The sequence below is a fragment of the Streptomyces sp. NPDC025793 genome, from assembly GCF_055558375.1.
Genome location: NZ_JBVHMR010000010.1, coordinates 135,952 through 151,575, shown reverse-complemented (window position 1 = coordinate 151,575; position 15,624 = coordinate 135,952). Strand labels below are relative to the sequence as shown.

19 protein-coding genes are annotated in these 15,624 nt (G+C 71.8%); 2 read left to right on the top strand and 17 right to left on the bottom strand.

Going from position 1 to position 15,624, the window contains the following annotated elements; genetic code table 11:
- Window positions 1-85: 85 nt before the first annotated feature.
- The gene (locus ACZ4MF_RS20900) at window positions 86-673 is read left to right on the top strand and encodes a murein hydrolase activator EnvC family protein (protein WP_467493438.1); all 588 of its coding nucleotides are present in this window, start codon (window positions 86-88) and stop codon (window positions 671-673) included.
- 237 nt (window positions 674-910) lie between these two features.
- On the opposite strand, the gene ACZ4MF_RS20895 is transcribed toward ACZ4MF_RS20900, so the two are convergent.
- The 17 genes from ACZ4MF_RS20895 to ACZ4MF_RS20815 form a co-directional block, all read right to left on the bottom strand.
- Window positions 911-1,468, bottom strand: coding sequence for a TetR/AcrR family transcriptional regulator (locus tag ACZ4MF_RS20895; RefSeq protein WP_467493530.1), 558 nt, complete (start codon window positions 1,466-1,468; stop codon window positions 911-913).
- Window positions 1,469-1,598: 130 nt separating this feature from the next.
- Window positions 1,599-2,441 carry an RNA polymerase sigma factor WhiG gene (whiG, locus tag ACZ4MF_RS20890; protein ID WP_467493437.1) on the bottom strand — a complete coding sequence of 281 codons (843 nt, stop codon included), beginning with the start codon at window positions 2,439-2,441 and terminating at the stop codon, window positions 1,599-1,601.
- A 347-nt stretch (window positions 2,442-2,788) separates the two neighbouring features.
- Complete coding sequence (gene dprA / locus ACZ4MF_RS20885; protein ID WP_467493436.1) at window positions 2,789-3,946, bottom strand: DNA-processing protein DprA; 1,158 nt, start codon at window positions 3,944-3,946, stop codon at window positions 2,789-2,791.
- Complete coding sequence (locus ACZ4MF_RS20880; RefSeq protein ID WP_467493435.1) at window positions 3,943-5,562, bottom strand: YifB family Mg chelatase-like AAA ATPase; 1,620 nt, start codon at window positions 5,560-5,562, stop codon at window positions 3,943-3,945. The genes dprA and ACZ4MF_RS20880 overlap by 4 nt, the downstream gene beginning before the upstream one ends.
- A complete protein-coding gene (locus tag ACZ4MF_RS20875) occupies window positions 5,563-5,955 on the bottom strand; it encodes a YraN family protein (protein WP_467493434.1) in 393 nt (130 codons plus the stop codon).
- A 129-nt stretch (window positions 5,956-6,084) separates the two neighbouring features.
- Complete coding sequence (locus tag ACZ4MF_RS20870; protein ID WP_014675276.1) at window positions 6,085-6,393, bottom strand: DUF2469 domain-containing protein; 309 nt, start codon at window positions 6,391-6,393, stop codon at window positions 6,085-6,087.
- A 56-nt stretch (window positions 6,394-6,449) separates the two neighbouring features.
- Window positions 6,450-6,974 (bottom strand): NUDIX hydrolase, encoded by a 525-nt coding sequence (locus ACZ4MF_RS20865; protein WP_467493433.1) that lies wholly within the window; start codon window positions 6,972-6,974, stop codon window positions 6,450-6,452.
- Window positions 6,964-7,749 carry a signal peptidase I gene (gene lepB, locus ACZ4MF_RS20860; RefSeq protein ID WP_467493432.1) on the bottom strand — a complete coding sequence of 262 codons (786 nt, stop codon included), beginning with the start codon at window positions 7,747-7,749 and terminating at the stop codon, window positions 6,964-6,966. The genes ACZ4MF_RS20865 and lepB (ACZ4MF_RS20860) overlap by 11 nt, the downstream gene beginning before the upstream one ends.
- 168 nt (window positions 7,750-7,917) lie before the next feature.
- A complete protein-coding gene (gene lepB, locus ACZ4MF_RS20855; RefSeq protein WP_467493431.1) occupies window positions 7,918-8,934 on the bottom strand; it encodes a signal peptidase I in 1,017 nt (338 codons plus the stop codon).
- Window positions 8,822-9,913, bottom strand: coding sequence for a signal peptidase I (gene lepB, locus ACZ4MF_RS20850; protein ID WP_467493430.1), 1,092 nt, complete (start codon window positions 9,911-9,913; stop codon window positions 8,822-8,824). Before lepB (ACZ4MF_RS20850) ends, lepB (ACZ4MF_RS20855) begins: the two co-directional genes overlap by 113 nt.
- Window positions 9,906-10,601: a signal peptidase I gene (gene lepB, locus ACZ4MF_RS20845; RefSeq protein ID WP_467493429.1), complete on the bottom strand. Its 696-nt coding sequence runs from the start codon at window positions 10,599-10,601 to the stop codon at window positions 9,906-9,908. The genes lepB (ACZ4MF_RS20850) and lepB (ACZ4MF_RS20845) overlap by 8 nt, the downstream gene beginning before the upstream one ends.
- A gap of 45 nt (window positions 10,602-10,646) precedes the next feature.
- Window positions 10,647-10,997 carry a 50S ribosomal protein L19 gene (gene rplS / locus ACZ4MF_RS20840; RefSeq protein ID WP_467493428.1) on the bottom strand — a complete coding sequence of 117 codons (351 nt, stop codon included), beginning with the start codon at window positions 10,995-10,997 and terminating at the stop codon, window positions 10,647-10,649.
- A 135-nt stretch (window positions 10,998-11,132) separates the two neighbouring features.
- The gene (trmD, locus tag ACZ4MF_RS20835; protein ID WP_356024547.1) at window positions 11,133-11,966 is read right to left on the bottom strand and encodes a tRNA (guanosine(37)-N1)-methyltransferase TrmD; all 834 of its coding nucleotides are present in this window, start codon (window positions 11,964-11,966) and stop codon (window positions 11,133-11,135) included.
- Window positions 11,966-12,532, bottom strand: a complete 567-nt coding sequence (gene rimM, locus ACZ4MF_RS20830; RefSeq protein ID WP_467493427.1) for a ribosome maturation factor RimM — start codon at window positions 12,530-12,532, stop codon at window positions 11,966-11,968. Before rimM ends, trmD begins: the two co-directional genes overlap by 1 nt.
- Before the next feature lie 82 nt (window positions 12,533-12,614).
- A complete protein-coding gene (locus ACZ4MF_RS20825) occupies window positions 12,615-12,854 on the bottom strand; it encodes an RNA-binding protein (protein ID WP_005479813.1) in 240 nt (79 codons plus the stop codon).
- Between the two features lie 5 nt (window positions 12,855-12,859).
- Complete coding sequence (rpsP, locus tag ACZ4MF_RS20820) at window positions 12,860-13,279, bottom strand: 30S ribosomal protein S16 (protein WP_467493426.1); 420 nt, start codon at window positions 13,277-13,279, stop codon at window positions 12,860-12,862.
- A gap of 305 nt (window positions 13,280-13,584) precedes the next feature.
- On the bottom strand, window positions 13,585-14,181 hold the full coding sequence (locus ACZ4MF_RS20815) for a hypothetical protein (protein ID WP_067041283.1): 597 nt from the start codon (window positions 14,179-14,181) through the stop codon (window positions 13,585-13,587).
- Between the two features lie 522 nt (window positions 14,182-14,703).
- Between ACZ4MF_RS20815 and ACZ4MF_RS20810 the strand changes: the two genes are divergently transcribed.
- On the top strand, window positions 14,704-15,624 hold the full coding sequence (locus tag ACZ4MF_RS20810; RefSeq protein WP_467493425.1) for an SAM-dependent methyltransferase: 921 nt from the start codon (window positions 14,704-14,706) through the stop codon (window positions 15,622-15,624).

Genomic DNA, 15,624 nt, shown 5'->3' with positions numbered 1-15,624 from the left:
GGCACCGGGTGACGCCGCTCTCCACAACCGGGGAGTCGTCCACAGACTCCGGCCATGATCGGCGGGGGTGCGGGACGGTTCTCGCATGCGACGAGCGATGCGATACGCCCTGGTGCCGGCGGCCGTGCTCCTCTGTCTGGCGACGGTGGCCCTGCTGCCGCGCTGGGCCTGGGCGGACCCGTCTCCCCCGGCCCCGCAGACCCCGGTGCCCCGGATCGCCCGCACCTGGCCGGTGGGCGTACGGCCGCCTGTACTGCGCGGCTGGAACCCCCCGGCGACGCCGTACGGCCCGGGCCACCGTGGCGTCGACGTGTCGGCCCCGCCCGGCGCGCCGGTCCGGGCGGTGGCGCCGGGCCGGGTGTCCTTCGCGGGGCGGGTGGCGGGGCAGGGTGTGGTGTCCCTGGACCTGACGGGCACGGACCTGCGCACCACCTACGAGCCGGTCAGCCCGTCGGTACGCAAGGGCGACGAGGTGCGGGCGGGGGATGTGGTGGGCACGCTCGAACAGCCGAGCAACCCCCACTGCCCGTCGGCGTGCCTCCACTGGGGACTGCTCCGGGACGGCACGTACGTGAACCCACTGTCCCTGCTCCCCCCATGGCTGGGGGAGAGCGGCCCATCGAGACTGCTGCCCGTGCTGGACGTACCACTGCCGGACGGTGGGGCGCGGTAGCGGGGTGCTGGAGCAGCGGCCGGCCGGGCTGCGGGAGCGTCCGGGCCAAGCGGGCCACGGGGTGGCGGCTCGGCGGACGGTCGCGGCGGGCCGACCGCCGCAGTGATGGAGCCACGGACGCTCATGCCGCCACGGTGGTGAAGCCGCAGGCGGTCGGGGCGATGGGCCGCGGCCCGTCGGGGCGATGGGGCCGCTGTCGGCCGGGTGCCGGTGGCGGGCCCGGCGTGGGCGGAGGCGTCAGCCCTGTACGCCGTGCAGGACCATCGTCACCGCCGCGTCGGTGATGGCTGCGGGGTCCTCCGCCGCGCCCAGCTCGATCCTGCGCACCGCCGCGTCCACGACCCCCTGCACCAGCATGGCCGCCAGCCGGGGCTGCTCGTGCCCCATGTCCCCGAGTGCCTCGACGATCATCGCGACCAGCCCGCCGTGCGCCGCCCGGATCTTCTCCCGCGCGCCGGCGTCCAGCTCGCTCGCGGAGATGGCCACGACGGCCCGGTGCCGCCGGTCACCGACCAGCGCCAGCTGCCTGCGCACGTACGCCTCGACCTTGCCCTCGGCCGACTCCTCCCGCTTCATCGCGGCGGCCACCTCGGCCGCCCACAGCGGGAAGTCGACCTCGCACAGCTCCTCGACCACGGCGGCCCGCGACCGGAAGTACTCGTACACGGACGAGCGCGCGAGCCCTGTCCGCTCGGCGAGAGCCGGGAAGGTCAGCGCCTCCGTCCCGCCCTCGGACAGCAACGACCGGGCCGCGTCCAGCAGGGCGGCTCGCTGCATCGACCGGTGCTCGGCCACGGAGGCCGCTCGAATCCTTGGCACGCCGACCACTTTACGGACGCCTCGACCCGAACGGGAGAGCCGCTCACCCGCCGTGCGGCCACCGGCACCAGGACGACGACGCGACGGCACCGGCCGCGCGCCGGCCTCACTGTCCGAAGCTCGCCAGCTTGGCCCGCAGCTGGAGCACGGACTTGGTGTGGATCTGACTGACCCGGCTCTCGGTGACCCCGAGGACATTGCCGATCTCGGCGAGCGTGAGCCCCTCGTAGTAGTACAGCGTGACCACGGTCTTCTCGCGCTCGGGCAGTGTGTTGATCGCGCGCGCGAGGAACCTCCGCAGCTCCCGGCCCTCGGCCACCTCCACCGGATCGTCCGCGGCGGTGTCCTCCAGCGTGTCCATGAGGCTGAGCCGGTCGCCGCCCTCGCCGCCGACGTGCAGCAGCTCCTCCAGGGCGACCACGTTGGCCAGCGACAACTGGCTGAACACTGCGTGGAGTTCGTCCACCTCCATCTCCAGCTCGGCGGCGACCTCGCCCTCGCTCGGGGTGCGCCGCAGCCGCGCCTCCAGGGTGGCGTAGGCCCGCTCCACGTTGCGCGCCTTCTGCCGCACCGAGCGCGGGATCCAGTCCAGCGCCCGCAGCTCGTCGATCATCGCGCCCCGGATCCGGGTGATCGCGTACGTCTCGAACTTGATCTCCCGGTCGATGTCGAACTTCTCGATCGCGTCGATCAGCCCGAAGACCCCGGAGGAGACGAAGTCGGCCTGCTCCACGTTGGGCGGCAGCCCGACACTCACCCGGCCCGCCACGTACTTCACGAGCGGCGAGTAGTGCAGGATCAGCTGCTCCCGCAGCCGGTCGTCCCCCGTCGCCTTGTACGACCGCCACAGCTCGTCGAGCGTCGAGGGAGCGGGCGGCCGCACGCTGCCACCGTCGCGGGCGGCTGGGGGGATCGCCGCCCGGTCTGACCCGGAGGTGTGCTGGGGCATTCGTCGCCTAGTGCCGTTCTGCCGTGAAGTGCTGTGAAGTGCTGTGAAGCGCCGTGGGGTGTCGTGGGTGCCGCGGGCCGGCGGGGGTGGGGTTGGTGGGTGAATGGGCTGCCTGGGTGAGCTGTCGGTCTGATGTCGAGTTGGTGCGATCTGTATCACCGTCTTCGTGAGCGTAGCGTGACTGAGGTGTCGCGGTGTGCGAACAGCGAGGCTCCACCCCTGCGCGGGCCCTCCGGCCGGTCTCGCGGGCGCGCTGCGCGACCCGCTCCGCGTGACCGGCCGACGACGCCAACTCCGGGAAACATCAAGGGCGTCGGGGATTCCCCCGGACGGCCGAACCCACCGGGTCAGCGGGGATCACGACCGGTGCGGACGGACATCACCGCCTGGCGTGTCAACTTCCAGCCGTCGCCGTGTCGTTCGACGTAGCCAAGTGCTCGGAGTTCGTACAGTCTCGCGATCGCCTCGTCCCGCGTGGTCCGCGCGCCGAGCGCGATCTCGTCGGCGGGGGCCGCGCGGTCGCCGGGCAGGGCGGCGAGCACGGCCCGGACGGGGGGATCCAGCAGATCGCGCGGAAGTACGGGGCCGCGTCGCACCGGCGCCAGCTCGCCGATGTCGCCGACCAGCTCGACGACCTCCGCGGCATCGGTGACCAGGGCGGCCTCGCCCCGCAGCAGTTCGTGCACGCCGACGGAGAGTGCGCTGGTCACGGGGCCGGGCACGCCCATGGTGAACCGGCCGAGGCGTTGTGCGGCCCGGGCGGTGGACAGGGAGCCGCTGCGCTGGGCGGCCTCCACGACGACGGTGCCTCGGGTCAGTGCGGCGATGACGCGGTTGCGCAGGATGAACCGGCTCGGCGTCGGGTGGTCGCCCGGCGGCAGCTCGCCCACGACCAGTCCCTGCTCCGCGATCCTGCCGATCAGGGCGGCGTGGCCGCGGGGGTAGGGGCGGTCGACACCGCAGGCCAGGACGGCGACGGTGGCTCCGCGGGCGGCGAGGGCGCCTCGGTGGGCGGCGCCGTCGATGCCGTAGGCCCCGCCGGACACCACCACCCAGCCCCGCTCGGCGAGCCCACTGGCGAGGGCGGCGGCCGCATGGGCCCCGTACTCGGTGCAGGCCCGCGCACCCACGACGGCCACGGATCTCAGCGCCCAGATCCGCAGGCTGGGCCGCCCGCGCACCCACAGCCCGAGCGGCCGGGCGTCCCCGAGGTCGTCGAGCTGCCGGGGCCACTCCGCGTCGCGGGGCGCCACGAACCGCGCCCCCGCTCTCGCGGCCGCCTCCAGATCCCGCCCGGCATCGACCTGCCCGGCCCGCGCGACCAGCCCCGCCCACCGCTGCTCGCTCACCCCCGGCAGCGCCTCGCCACCCCGCAACCGCCGCACCACCTCCCCCACCCCGAACTCCCGCACCCAGCGCCCCCCGGCCTCGTCCCCGGGCTCGAAGACGCGAGTGAGGAAGATCCGGCCGAGCAGGTCGCCGTCGGGGCTGTCGTCCGCCGTCATGTCAGCGCCCCGATGGCCATCGGCACACCGCGCGGCACTCCGGTGCGCAGTTGCAGGGCCAGGGCGACGTCCGTCGCGTCCGGCCGGTCGTGTCCGACGAGGTCGGCGACCGTCCAGGCGACGCGCAGGACCCTGTCGATCCCCCGGGCGGTGAGCACGCCCCGTTCGAGGTTGCGCTCGGCCTCGTCCATCGCGCCGGGCGCCGCGTGATAGCGGCTGCGCAGCTCCCGGCCGGGCACCTCGCTGTTGGTGCGCCACGCCGTGCCGGCGAGGCGGGCCGCCGCCCTGTCCCGGGCCTGCCGCACCCGCCCGGCCACGGTCGCCGTCGGCTCGCCCCGGGCTCCGGGGTCGGTGAGCTGGGCGCGCGTGACCGGGTCGACCTCGACGCGCAGGTCCACCCGGTCCAGCAGCGGGCCGGAGAGCCGGGACTGGTAGCGGCGGATGGCCGACGGCGGGCACTCGCACAGCGAGTCGCGTTGCGAGAAACGGCCGCAGGGGCAGGGGTTGGCCGCCAGCACCAGCAGGAAGCGGGCCGGGAACCGCACGACGCCCGCGCTGCGCGCGATCACCACGTGCCCCGACTCCAGGGGCTGGCGCAGCGCGTCGAGGGTCTGGCTGTGGAACTCCGGCGCCTCGTCGAGAAACAGGATTCCGCGATGGGCGAGGGACACCGCGCCGGGGCGTGCGATGCCGGGGCCGCCGCCGACGAGTGACTGCATGGTGGCCGAGTGGTGCGGGGCGCAGTAGGGGGCGACGTCGATGAGCGGTTTGCCCGCTGGCAGCAGTCCGGCCACCGAGTGCACGGCCGTGACCGCCAGCGATTCCCCCCGGGTGAGCCGGGGAAGGACGGCGGGCAGCCGTTCGGCGAGCATGGTCTTGCCCGCGCCCGGCGGCCCTTCGAGGAACAGGTGGTGTCCTCCGGCGGCGGCCACCTCCACGGCCGTACGGGCCGACGTCTGGCCGACGACGTCCGCCAGGTCGTGGTCGTGCTGTGCGGCTCCGACGCTGTGCATGCCGGTGGCCGCGCCGGTGCCGGGCATGCGCAGACCGGCCAGGAGCGGGTCCGGGCGGCCGTGCTCGTCCGGTTGCTCGTCGGGGACGGGTTCGTCGGTGAGGACCGCGATGAGCTGGCGCAGGCTGCGGACGCCGAGCACGGACACCCCGGGGACCAACGAGGCCTCCGCGGCGGCGCATTCGGGCACGACCACCTGCTCGTAGCCGGCGCCGGCCGCCGCCAGTACCGCGGGCAGGATGCCCCGCACCGGCCGTACCCGGCCGTCCAGGCCCAGCTCGCCGATCATGACGATGTCGGCGAGGACTCGGGGATCGATCCGTTCGGCGGCGCCGAGCACCGCGCAGGCGACGGCCAGGTCGAAGCCCGAGCCGGCTTTGGGCACCGATGCCGGGCTGAGCCCCACGGTGAGTTTCTTCTGCGGCCACTCGCCGCCCGAGTTCACCACCGCCGCCCTGACCCGGTCCCGGCTCTCCGTCAGGCTCTTGTCCGGGAGGCCGACGAGGGTGAAGGCGGCGACGCCGGGTTCCAGGTCGGCCTGGACCTCGACGACGACTCCTTCGACGCCGACCAGGGCCACGGAGCACGTGCGGGCGAATCCCATTCAGGCCACCCCCCGCGCGTGCTCGACGGACGGGGCACCGCGCAGGGGCAGCAGGACGCCGATCAGGTCGATGCGGACGCCGCCCGGGGGCGCCCCTCCGTGGGCCTGGATCCAGCGTTCGGCCAGTTCGCGAAGTTTCGCCGCTTTCTCCGGGCCCACCGCGGCCATCGGGTGTTCGTAGCCGCCACCCCGGCGGGTCTTGACCTCGCAGACGACCAGCGCGTCCCCGTCGCGCGCCACGATGTCGATCTCGCCGGACCGCCCGCAGCGCCAGTTCCGCTCCAGGATCGTCATGCCGGATGCGGCGAGCCGCCGGGCGGCCAGGTCCTCGCCGTACTTGCCGAGTGCTTCTCGTGCGTTCATGTCGGCACCACCTCCGGCGCCCACGGTCACGCACCCGGCCGAGACATGTTGATCTAGGTGAGCTACCGGCCGGTTGTGGAAAACTCCGCCACCCGATCGGGTACACCTCGCCCCGTCGGGTCGGGTGCGCCACGCCCCGCCGGGCGACGCCGGCGGTCATCAGCCGCCCGGAAGCTCCAGGTCGCTCTTGTTCAGCTCTTCGATATTCACGTCCTTGAACGTCAATACCCGTACCTGCTTGACGAACCGAGCCGGCCGGTACATGTCCCAGACCCAGGCGTCGGCCATCGTCACCTCGAAGAACACCTCACCCTGGACCGAGTGCACCTGCATCTCGTAGTCGTTGGTGAGGTAGAAGCGCCGCTCAGTCTCGATCACGTATTTGAACAGACCGACGACATCTCGGTACTCCCGGTAGAGCTTCAGCTCCATCTCGGTCTCGTACTTCTCGAGGTCCTCGGCGCTCATGGCATGTTCCCCTTCAGCCGTGCGATCCCACCATTGTGCGCCAGTCCCGGGTGTCCTCAGACGATTTCGGTGTCGAGGGTCACGGGACTGGCCGGGGGACCCTCGTCGAGCAGTCGCTGGAGCAACTCGGCGAGTCTGGTCGGATACACCGTCTCATGTGCCCGGGTCAGTTCCCGGCACGTCCACCAGCGCGCTCCGGCGACACTGCGCCGCTCCAGCTCCGTCAGTGCGGTGGGTGCGGTCGCCGTCTGTGCCGTACGGGCCAGGTAGTACCACTCGTCCTGGTCCCAGCGACGGCCCGCGAAGGGGAAGGAGCACCTGCGCCGCCACAGCACCGGGCCGAGTTCGACGTCGGTGACGCCCGTCTCCTCGGCCAGTTCCCTGAGCGCCGCCTGCTCGCGCGTCTCGGCTCCCTCCAGGCCGCCGCCGGGGGTGAACCACCAGTCGTCCGCCGGGTCTCCCGGCTCATGGCCGTGCAGGAGAAGGATGCGGTCGTCCGGGTCGAGAAGGACCACCCGGGCCACCTTCCGCAGCCCGCCCTCGTACGTCTCCTCGCCGGTCCGCGCGGCCTCAGCGGGCACCGGCCGCCTCCGGCCGGGCACCGCGCGCGCGGGAGCGGCCCGTGCGCGCGGCGATCGGGCCGTAGGCACCGCCGACGAGCACCAGCACGGCACCGGCGACGATCAGGAGCTCGATGATGCGCAGCGGCCCGGGCTGGGAGAGGGGGCCCAGGCTCTCGAAGCCGGTGGGGCGCCCCAGCATGCCCTTCCAGGGCCAGACGACGGCGTCCACGCGCGCGGAGACGGCGTCGCTGGAGACCGTGCCCTTGGCCGCGTCGGTGAGGTGGGCGGTGGAGTCGAGGGAGCCCTGGCGCTCGTCGCCGAGGAGGAAGAGGCGGCCCCTGGGCACGGTCACGGTCGGGAAGTTCATGTTCTCGGCCAGGCTGCCCTTGGGCAGATACGGTTCGTCGATCTGCTTGCCGTTGACGGTCAGCTTGCCGTTCGTGCAGCAGGAGACGGTGTCACCGCCGACCGCGACGACCCGCTTGACCACCTTGGAGTTGGTGACCCAGGTCTTGTCCTCGAAGACGACGACGTCGCCGCGGCGGACGTCGCCGCCGTGGACGCGCTGGGCCAGCACGCGGTCGCCGGCGTCGATGGTGGGGGTCATGGAGCTGGTGGGCACGGTGTAGGGCCGGTAGGACACCGCTCCCCAGGCGAATCCGCCGAGGAACAGCACCAGACCGAGTGCGACGGCCACCCCGGACAACCGCTGTCCGAGCCGGCTGCCGCCGGCCTGTGCCGTGCCTGTCCCGCCGCTGCGCGGGGCCGTACGCGTCGTGCTCTCGCCGCTCATGGATCCGCACCCTACCCGGCGGTACCGGGCGGGGGCAGCCCCTGTCGCGGACCGGCGGCAAAGGCTCGGCCACCGCCGGACTCACGGGCTCCGGATCGCCTCGTCGTCACGGACACGCGGAAGGCCCGGTGCGCACCGACGAGTCGGTGCGCACCGGGCCCTTCGTGGTCACTTGCCGCCCGCGGAGGCCTTCTGCCGCGTCTTGGACTCCAGCCGGTCCCGGCGGCTGCGCCGCCACACCACCACCGGCAGCACCGCCGCGATGGCCACGCCCTGCGGGGCCACCGTGAGGGCGGCGGACGCGGAGGACTGCTGGTTCAGGTTGGGCTGGTCGAAGGTGTCCGGGACGGGCAGGGTGCCCCAGCGGTTGATCGGCCAGGCCTTGACGATCGCGCGGCCCACGACGTCGCTGACCGGGACCATGCCGTGGTGCTTGTCGGTCTGGTTGTAGCGCGAGTCGCGGGAGTTCTGGCGGTGGTCGCCCATCACCCAGATGTATCCCTGGGGGACCGTCACCTTGAACTGGCCGCCCTGGTCGTCCACGCTGCACGGCGTGTTGCCGGGGTAGACGTACGGCTCGTTCAGCGGGTGGCCGTTGACCAGCAGCGGGCCCGAGTTCTTGCACTCGACCGTGTCACCGCCGACGCCGATCACCCGCTTGATCAGGTCCTTCTCCTCCGCCGACGGCATCAGGCCGATCCAGCTGAGGACCTTCTGCACCGGGTTCGGGGTCGGCGTCGGCTCGCCCGCCAGCCAGTTGTCCGGGTCGTGGAAGACGACCACCTCGCCCCGCTCGGGCTCGGAGCCGAACCACGGGGTGAGCTTGTCGACCAGGACGCGGTCGCCCTGTTGCAGGGTGTTCTGCATCGAGTCCGACGGAATCGAGAACGCCTGCACCAGGAACGTCTTGATCAGCAGCGCCAGGACCAGCGCGATGCCGATGAGGATCGGCAGCTCCTTCCAGAAGGAGCGGGGTTTCCTCGGCGCGGGGGCGGCCCCGCCCTCGCCCGCGCCGTCCGCCCCGGGGGGCCGCTGCTCGTCGTCCCGCGTGCCGTCGTCGTCCGTCATCTCGTCATTCCCGGAGGTCACGGCGCCGTCGGGGCCGCTGGCGTTCGCTTCCACGGGGTGCCCGCGGTGCTCTTCGCCGTCGTGTCCCGACCGTGCGCCAACCGCCACATCCCCCACGCCAACTCCTTACTCTGTGCCACCGCCTGCCCGTGACACGGCGCAGGCCCACCACTCCCATAACGAGCGGGAGTTCCGCAGGGGTCGGGAGCTGAGTGATTCCGTTCGGATTCTCGGGGGTAACCCTATGCGACAGCAGGGGAGCGGCGGCCGTACCCGACACGGAGTGGGCGACGCTTGCGAAGGTTTTAGGTTCCTGGAGACGGGTCCAGTGGCCGAAGGGCCAGCCGATGGCGACGGCCCGGCCGACGACGGAATCCACGGAGACCGTGCCGCCGTAGGGCGTGTTCATGTGGAACCGGGAGTCCGCGGAGTTGCCCCGGTGGTCACCCATCACCCACAGCCGGCCCTTGGGGACGGTGATGTCGAAGCGCATCGCGGACGGGGCGTCGCCCGGGTAGATGTAGTTGCCCTCGGTGAGCGGGGTGCCGTTGACGGTGATCCGGCCCTGCGCGTCACAGCACTTGACGTGGTCGCCGCCGACCCCGATGACCCGCTTGATCAGGTCTTTCTCATTGTCCGAGGGCAGCAGGCCGATGAAGGTGAGGCCTTCCTTGGCCTGCTTGACGACGATGGGGTCGTTCGTCTTGGTGGTCTGTTCGTCGGCGAGCCAGCCGCCCGGGTCGTGGAAGACGACGACGTCCCCGCGCTGCGGCTCGGAGCCGAACCACGGGGTGAACTTGTCGACCAGGACGCGGTCGCCGATCCGGATCGTCTGCTCCATGGAGCCGGACGGGATCACGAAGGCCTGGACGAGGAAGGTCTTCAGGACGAGCGCGATGAGAACGGCGACACCGACCAGAAGAGGGACCTCACGAACGGCTGAACGCCTGCGCTTGCGCTTGACCTTGCGCTGGAGCTTGCGCCGTTCCGCGCGCGTGCGGCCGCCGCCGGGCGCCGAGGTGCGGCGCGCTCCCGTGGGCAGCAGGTTGTCGGCGGGACCGGCCGGCACTCCGCGTGGTTTGCCGCGGTTACCCATGCGCACCGTCCGCGGACGGCACGCGCGCGTAGGCGGAGGGTCGCGTCAGATGTGTCCAGTGGCCGTACGGCCAGACGATCCAGTCGGCCCGGCCGATGACGTCGCCGACCGGGATCATGCCGCCGCCGGGCGAGCCGAGGTGGTCGCGGGAATCGCGGGAGTCGCTGCGGTGGTCCCCGAGGACGAACAGGCGCCCCTCGGGCACCGAGACATCGAAAGGCACGCTGGAGGCGCTGTCCCCGGGATAAAGGAAGGACGACTCGTCGACCGCGCGGCCGTTCACCTCGATCCGTCCCTTCTTGTCGCAGCAGACCACATGGTCTCCCCCTACCCCGACCACGCGTTTGACGTAGTCGGCGTCCCCGAAGTACCCGGAGCCGTCGAACACGATCACGTCGCCGCGGCGCGGCTGGGCTCCGAAACGGTACGCCAACTTATCTACGAGAATGCGGTCGCCGATCCTCAAGCCCTGCTCCATCGATCCGCTCGGAATCTGGAACGGTTGCACCACGAATGCGTTGAGGAGCAGCAAAAACGCCAGGCAGACGAAGAGGGTGAGGGTGATGCGGCCGCCCGGCAGCCAGTCGGTGATCCGCGACACCAACGCGAAACGCGACCGTTCCTCCGGCCCCGGGGATTCCGGGTGGGAGGGGCGGTCGCGTTCCGTCGGCTGCGCTTCGGTGTCCATCGGGGCGAGATGCTATCCCGCCTCGCCATGGGCTCCGCGGTGCGCTCAGTTGTCGCGCTTCTCCTTGATCTTCGCGGCCTTGCCGCGCAGGTCACGGAGGTAGTACAGCTTGGCGCGGCGCACGTCACCACGGGTGACGAGCTCGATCTTCTCGACGATCGGGGTGTGCACCGGGAAGGTGCGCTCGACGCCGACGGAGAACGAGACCTTGCGGACCGTGAAGGTCTCGCGGACGCCGGAGCCCTGGCGACGGATCACAACGCCCTTGAACTGCTGCACACGGGAGCGGTTGCCCTCGATGACGCGGACGTGGACGTTGACGGTGTCACCCGGGCGGAAGCCCGGGACGTCGCTGCGCAGCGACGCGGCGTCGACGGAGTCGAGCAGGTGAGACATTTCGTCTGCTTTCTTCGCTGATGCCACAGGTCATCAACGGAAACTAGGTGTTCAAGAGGTCTGCCGTGCGCGTCGGGGCGGGCGTCGTGTCCCCCTGCGGCAGGGGCGCACGCCGGACGGACGCACAACAGCGAGCTATTCTTCCATGCCCTGGGCCCGCCGCCAAAATCGGCCGAACGGCTCTCCTCCGGGGTCGGGTTCCCAGCCGAGGATCGAGAGCATCTCGCGGTCCTTCTTGTCGAAGGCCTTGGGGTCGCAGCGCTCGATCAGGTCGGGCCGGTGCGCGGTCGTACGCGTCAGGGCCTCGTCGCGGCGCCAGCGGGCGATCTTGCCGTGGTGGCCGCTGAGCAGCACCTCCGGGATGTCCCGGCCGCGCCAGACGGGCGGCTTGGTGTAGACGGGGCCCTCCAGCAGGCTCGCCATGGCGCCGGGCGCGAAGGAGTCGTCGCGGTGGGACTCGGCGTTGCCGAGGACGCCGGGCAGCAGCCGGGCCACGGCCTCGGTGATGACGAGGACGGCCGCCTCGCCGCCGGCGAGGACGTAGTCGCCGATGGAGACCTCGTAGACGGGCACCCGGGTCGCGTACTCGTCCGTGACGCGGCGGTCGATGCCCTCGTAGCGGGCCGGCGTGAAGATCAGCCAGGGTCGCTCGGAGAGCTCCACGGCCAGCTCCTGGGTGAAGGGGCGGCCGCTGGGCGTGGGCACGATGATCGCGGGGGCGCTCGCGCCGGTCTCGTAGCCGTCGGCGAGGACCGTGTCGAGGGCGTCGCCCCAGGGGCCGGTCTTCATGACCATGCCGGGGCCGCCGCCGTACGGGGTGTCGTCGACCGTGTTGTGCCGGTCGTACGTCCACGCGCGCAGGTCGTGCACCTGGACGTTCAGCTGTCCACGCGCGCGTGCCTTGCCGACGAGGGAGACGTTCAGCGGTTCGAGGTACTCGGGGAAGATCGTGACGACGTCCAGGCGCATTACGACTCTTCTCCGGACTGTTCCCCCGGCTCATCCCGGGTGGAGTCGATCTCCGCGCGGTCGTCGATCAGGCCCGGCGGGGGCGCGATGACGGCCTTCTGCTCCGCCAGGTCGATCTCGGTGACGATCTCCTCCACGAAGGGGATCATCACCTCGCTGCCGTCGGGGCGCTCCACGATGAACAGGTCCTGGGACGGCAGGTGCGAGATCTCGGTGATCCGGCCGACCTCCTGCCCGTCCTCGGTGACCACGTCGAGGTCCATGAGCTGGTGGTCGTAGTACTCGTCCTCGCCCTCGGGAAGTTCCTCGGGGTCGATCTCGGCGATGAGGAGCGTGTTGCGGAGGGCCTCGGCGCCGTTGCGGTCCTTGACGCCCTCGAAGCGCAGGAGCAGGCGGCCGCTGTGCACCCGGCCGGTCTCGATGGTGAGCGGTCCCGCGGCGGCGGGATCGGTGGCGAGTACGGCGCCGGGCGCGAGCCTGAGCTCGGGTTCGTCGGTGCGTACCTCCACGGTGACCTCGCCCTTGATGCCGTGGGCGCGGCCGATCCGTGCGACTACGAGCTGCACTGTGCTTGGTCTCCTGTCATACGACTACGGGCCGGGGACGGCCCAAGGGCCCTCCCCGGCCCGAGCCGGTTGCGATGAAGCGTCAGCGGACGTGGTCCACGTCGACGAGGTCGACGCGGACACCGCGGCCGCCGATGGCGCCCACGACGGTACGCAGAGCGCGCGCGGTACGGCCGTTGCGGCCGATCACCTTGCCGAGGTCGTCGGGGTGGACCCGGACCTCCAGCACGCGCCCGCGGCGCAGGTCGCGCGAGGCGACCTGCACATCGTCAGGGTTGTCGACGATGCCCTTCACGAGGTGCTCAAGCGCCTCTTCGAGCATGCTGCTCAGGCCTCGGTCGACTCGGACTCAGCCGCGGCCTCGTCCTTCTTCTCAGCCTTCTTCTTCTGGGTGATCGCCTCACCCTTGCCCTCGTCGTCGCCGCCGAGCGCCTCGAACGACGGACGGGCCGACTTCGGGGCGGCGACCAGCAGCGGCGCCGGGGCGGGCTCGCCCTTGAACTTCTGCCAGTCGCCGGTCTTCTTCAGGATGGCGAGGACGGGCTCGGTCGGCTGCGCGCCGACACCCAGCCAGTACGCCACGCGGTCGGCGTCCACCTCGATGACCGACGGGTTGTAGGTCGGGTGGTACTTGCCGATCTCCTCGATCGCACGGCCGTCACGGCGGGTGCGGGAGTCGGCGACGACGATGCGGTAGTGAGGCGAACGGATCTTGCCCAGACGCTTCAGCTTGATCTTGACTGCCACGGGAGTGGGTTCTCCTGGATTTGACGTGGTTGGGCACGGCGAGATTGCCGCGTGGGGTTGCGGTACCCGAGTGCCCGATGGACGCGTCAGCCGGAGGAGAGAGGGGTCCTGTGCGGCTGTCGAGTACAGCTAGCCATTGTGCCACACCCTGCGGGTCGCCTCCGGCCGAGGGGTTCTGCGCCGTATCCGGGCATGCCGGACAGGCATCCGGCGTGGAGGTGAGATCACGTCGGATGCACTGCCCGCTGCCTACGGCGAGGAGCCCGCTTCCGGCACCCACGAGATGCCGGTGTACGCGGCTCGCCTCACGCCGCTCCGGCGACCTCCGGGATTCTGAACGGCTTGCCGCAGCCGCCGCAGACGATCGGCGCCTGGGCCAGGACCGAGGGCACCACCCGGACGTTGCGGCCGCAGTCGCAGACCGCCTTGACGCGGACGCCGCCGCCGGAGGAGCCGTGCCGGGCGGCCGGGCCGCGGAAGCTGCGGGTGGTGTCGGACGTCGTGGCCGCCGTGTGGGCCTTCAGCGCGCGCTGGAGCCGCTCGATCGTCGGGCGGTAGCGCCGCCGCGCCTCGGGGTTGAGCGTGACCAGCGAGAAGCCGCTGCTCGGATGCGGCTCCTCGGGATGGTCCAGGCCCAGCTCCTCGGCGATCGCCAGGAAACGGCGGTTGTGGTATCGGCCGGCGCGGGAGGTGTCGCGGATCCCACGGGCGGCGGCGATGCCGTGGACTGCTTCATGGAGCAGTCGTTCGAAGGAGAGCTCGTGACCGCACGCGGACGACGACTCTCCGATCAGGGACTCTGGCGCGGCGAGGTCCGGCAGCTCGGGGTGGTACCGCTGAATGTCGGCCCACGCCTGCGCCAGCTCCGCGGCGAGAACAGGTGGTGTCTGTGTCGTGCTCACGTAATGACAACGAGCGGGAGCTCGAATGTGTTCCTATTCCGGGTCATCCCAAATATTTTGCACGTACCCGTCAGTTGCCGCTGATGCGTCCTGACGAGGGCGGGTGCGCTGATCTGCGGAGAAGCCTCACAGCTCATAACAAGCTGGTGCGTAGTCCGCCGTACGATCCGGCGCGTAGTGCCCACTGCGGGGTGAGGTCGAGGATGCGCAAGAGACGTTTCGGCCGCGATCGGCGTCACGTCTCGTCTTGATCTGCGTCCGTGACGGTCGTGACGTTACTGCGCACCGCCCGGCCCCCTGGCACCGGCCCCGCCGCGGGAACGCACACCGTACGGCCGTCCAGATTGCCGGGATGTGAAATCTCGCCACAGACACACCCGGACCTCAAGCGGGGCTCCACGACCCCTGGACGCCGTCGCGAGCCGGGAGTTACCTGACATACGTGGGAAGTGCGCGCGCACGGCACGGGGGCCGAACGACCGGGCGCAGCGGCGGACTGTCGGCGGATTGGGGCGCTTACCTATGACACCTGTGCTCGTGCCGCAGCACCTGGCTCACGCGGACTCCGAACCCCGCGTGGACCTGTGCGCACGCGCGCGTGACTGGTCCGAGATCCAGGAGCGGATGCTGGTGCCGCTCTACGAGGCCGTTCACGAACGGCTGGAAGTGGGCCCCGCCACCCGGCTGCTGGGCCTGCGCTGCGGCTCGGGACTCGCCCTGTTGCTGGCCGCCGGCAGAGGGGCCGAGGTCACCGGCTGCGAGGCCGCCTCCCCCGAACGCCTCGCCCTCGCCCGCGAACGCCTGCTGCCGCACGCCCCGCGCGGCGCGGACAGGGGCCTGCCGGGCGTCCTGGGCCACCGGGCGGGGTGGGGCGAAAGCGGCCGTACGCGTGCGCGTGCCGGTGTGCGGCTCATCGCCGGACCGCCCGCCGACGGGGACGACGCCGAGGCGGAGCCGTACAACCTGGTGACCGCCTTCGAGCCGGTCGGATGTCTCGCCGGGGACACCGATGGGCTCGGGGAATCGCTGGCGCAGGCGCTGCCGTTCGCCGCACGGGGGGCCGCCGTGGTGCTGACCGGGTGGGGGCCGCCCGAGCGGTGTGCCGCCTCCTCGGTGCTGCGGGTGGCGGCGAAGCTGGCCGATCCGCTGCGCGGCGCGGGCAGTTGGCGGCCCGCCGGGCGGGACGACCTGGAAGAGGTCGCGCAGCGCGCCGGACTCAGGCCGGACGGCTCCGGACGGGTCGCCTGCCCCTTCGGGTACGCCGGCCTCGACAGTGCCGTACGCGGCCTGCTGTCGACGGCGCTGTTCGACGCGGCGATCGCGGCGACGGACGCCAAGCAGGTCGACAAGGAGCTGACCGAGGCCCTGCATCCGTACCGGCGCCCGGACGGCACCGTGTGGATGCCGAACGTGTTCCGCTATCTCGTCGCGCGCGTGCCCTGA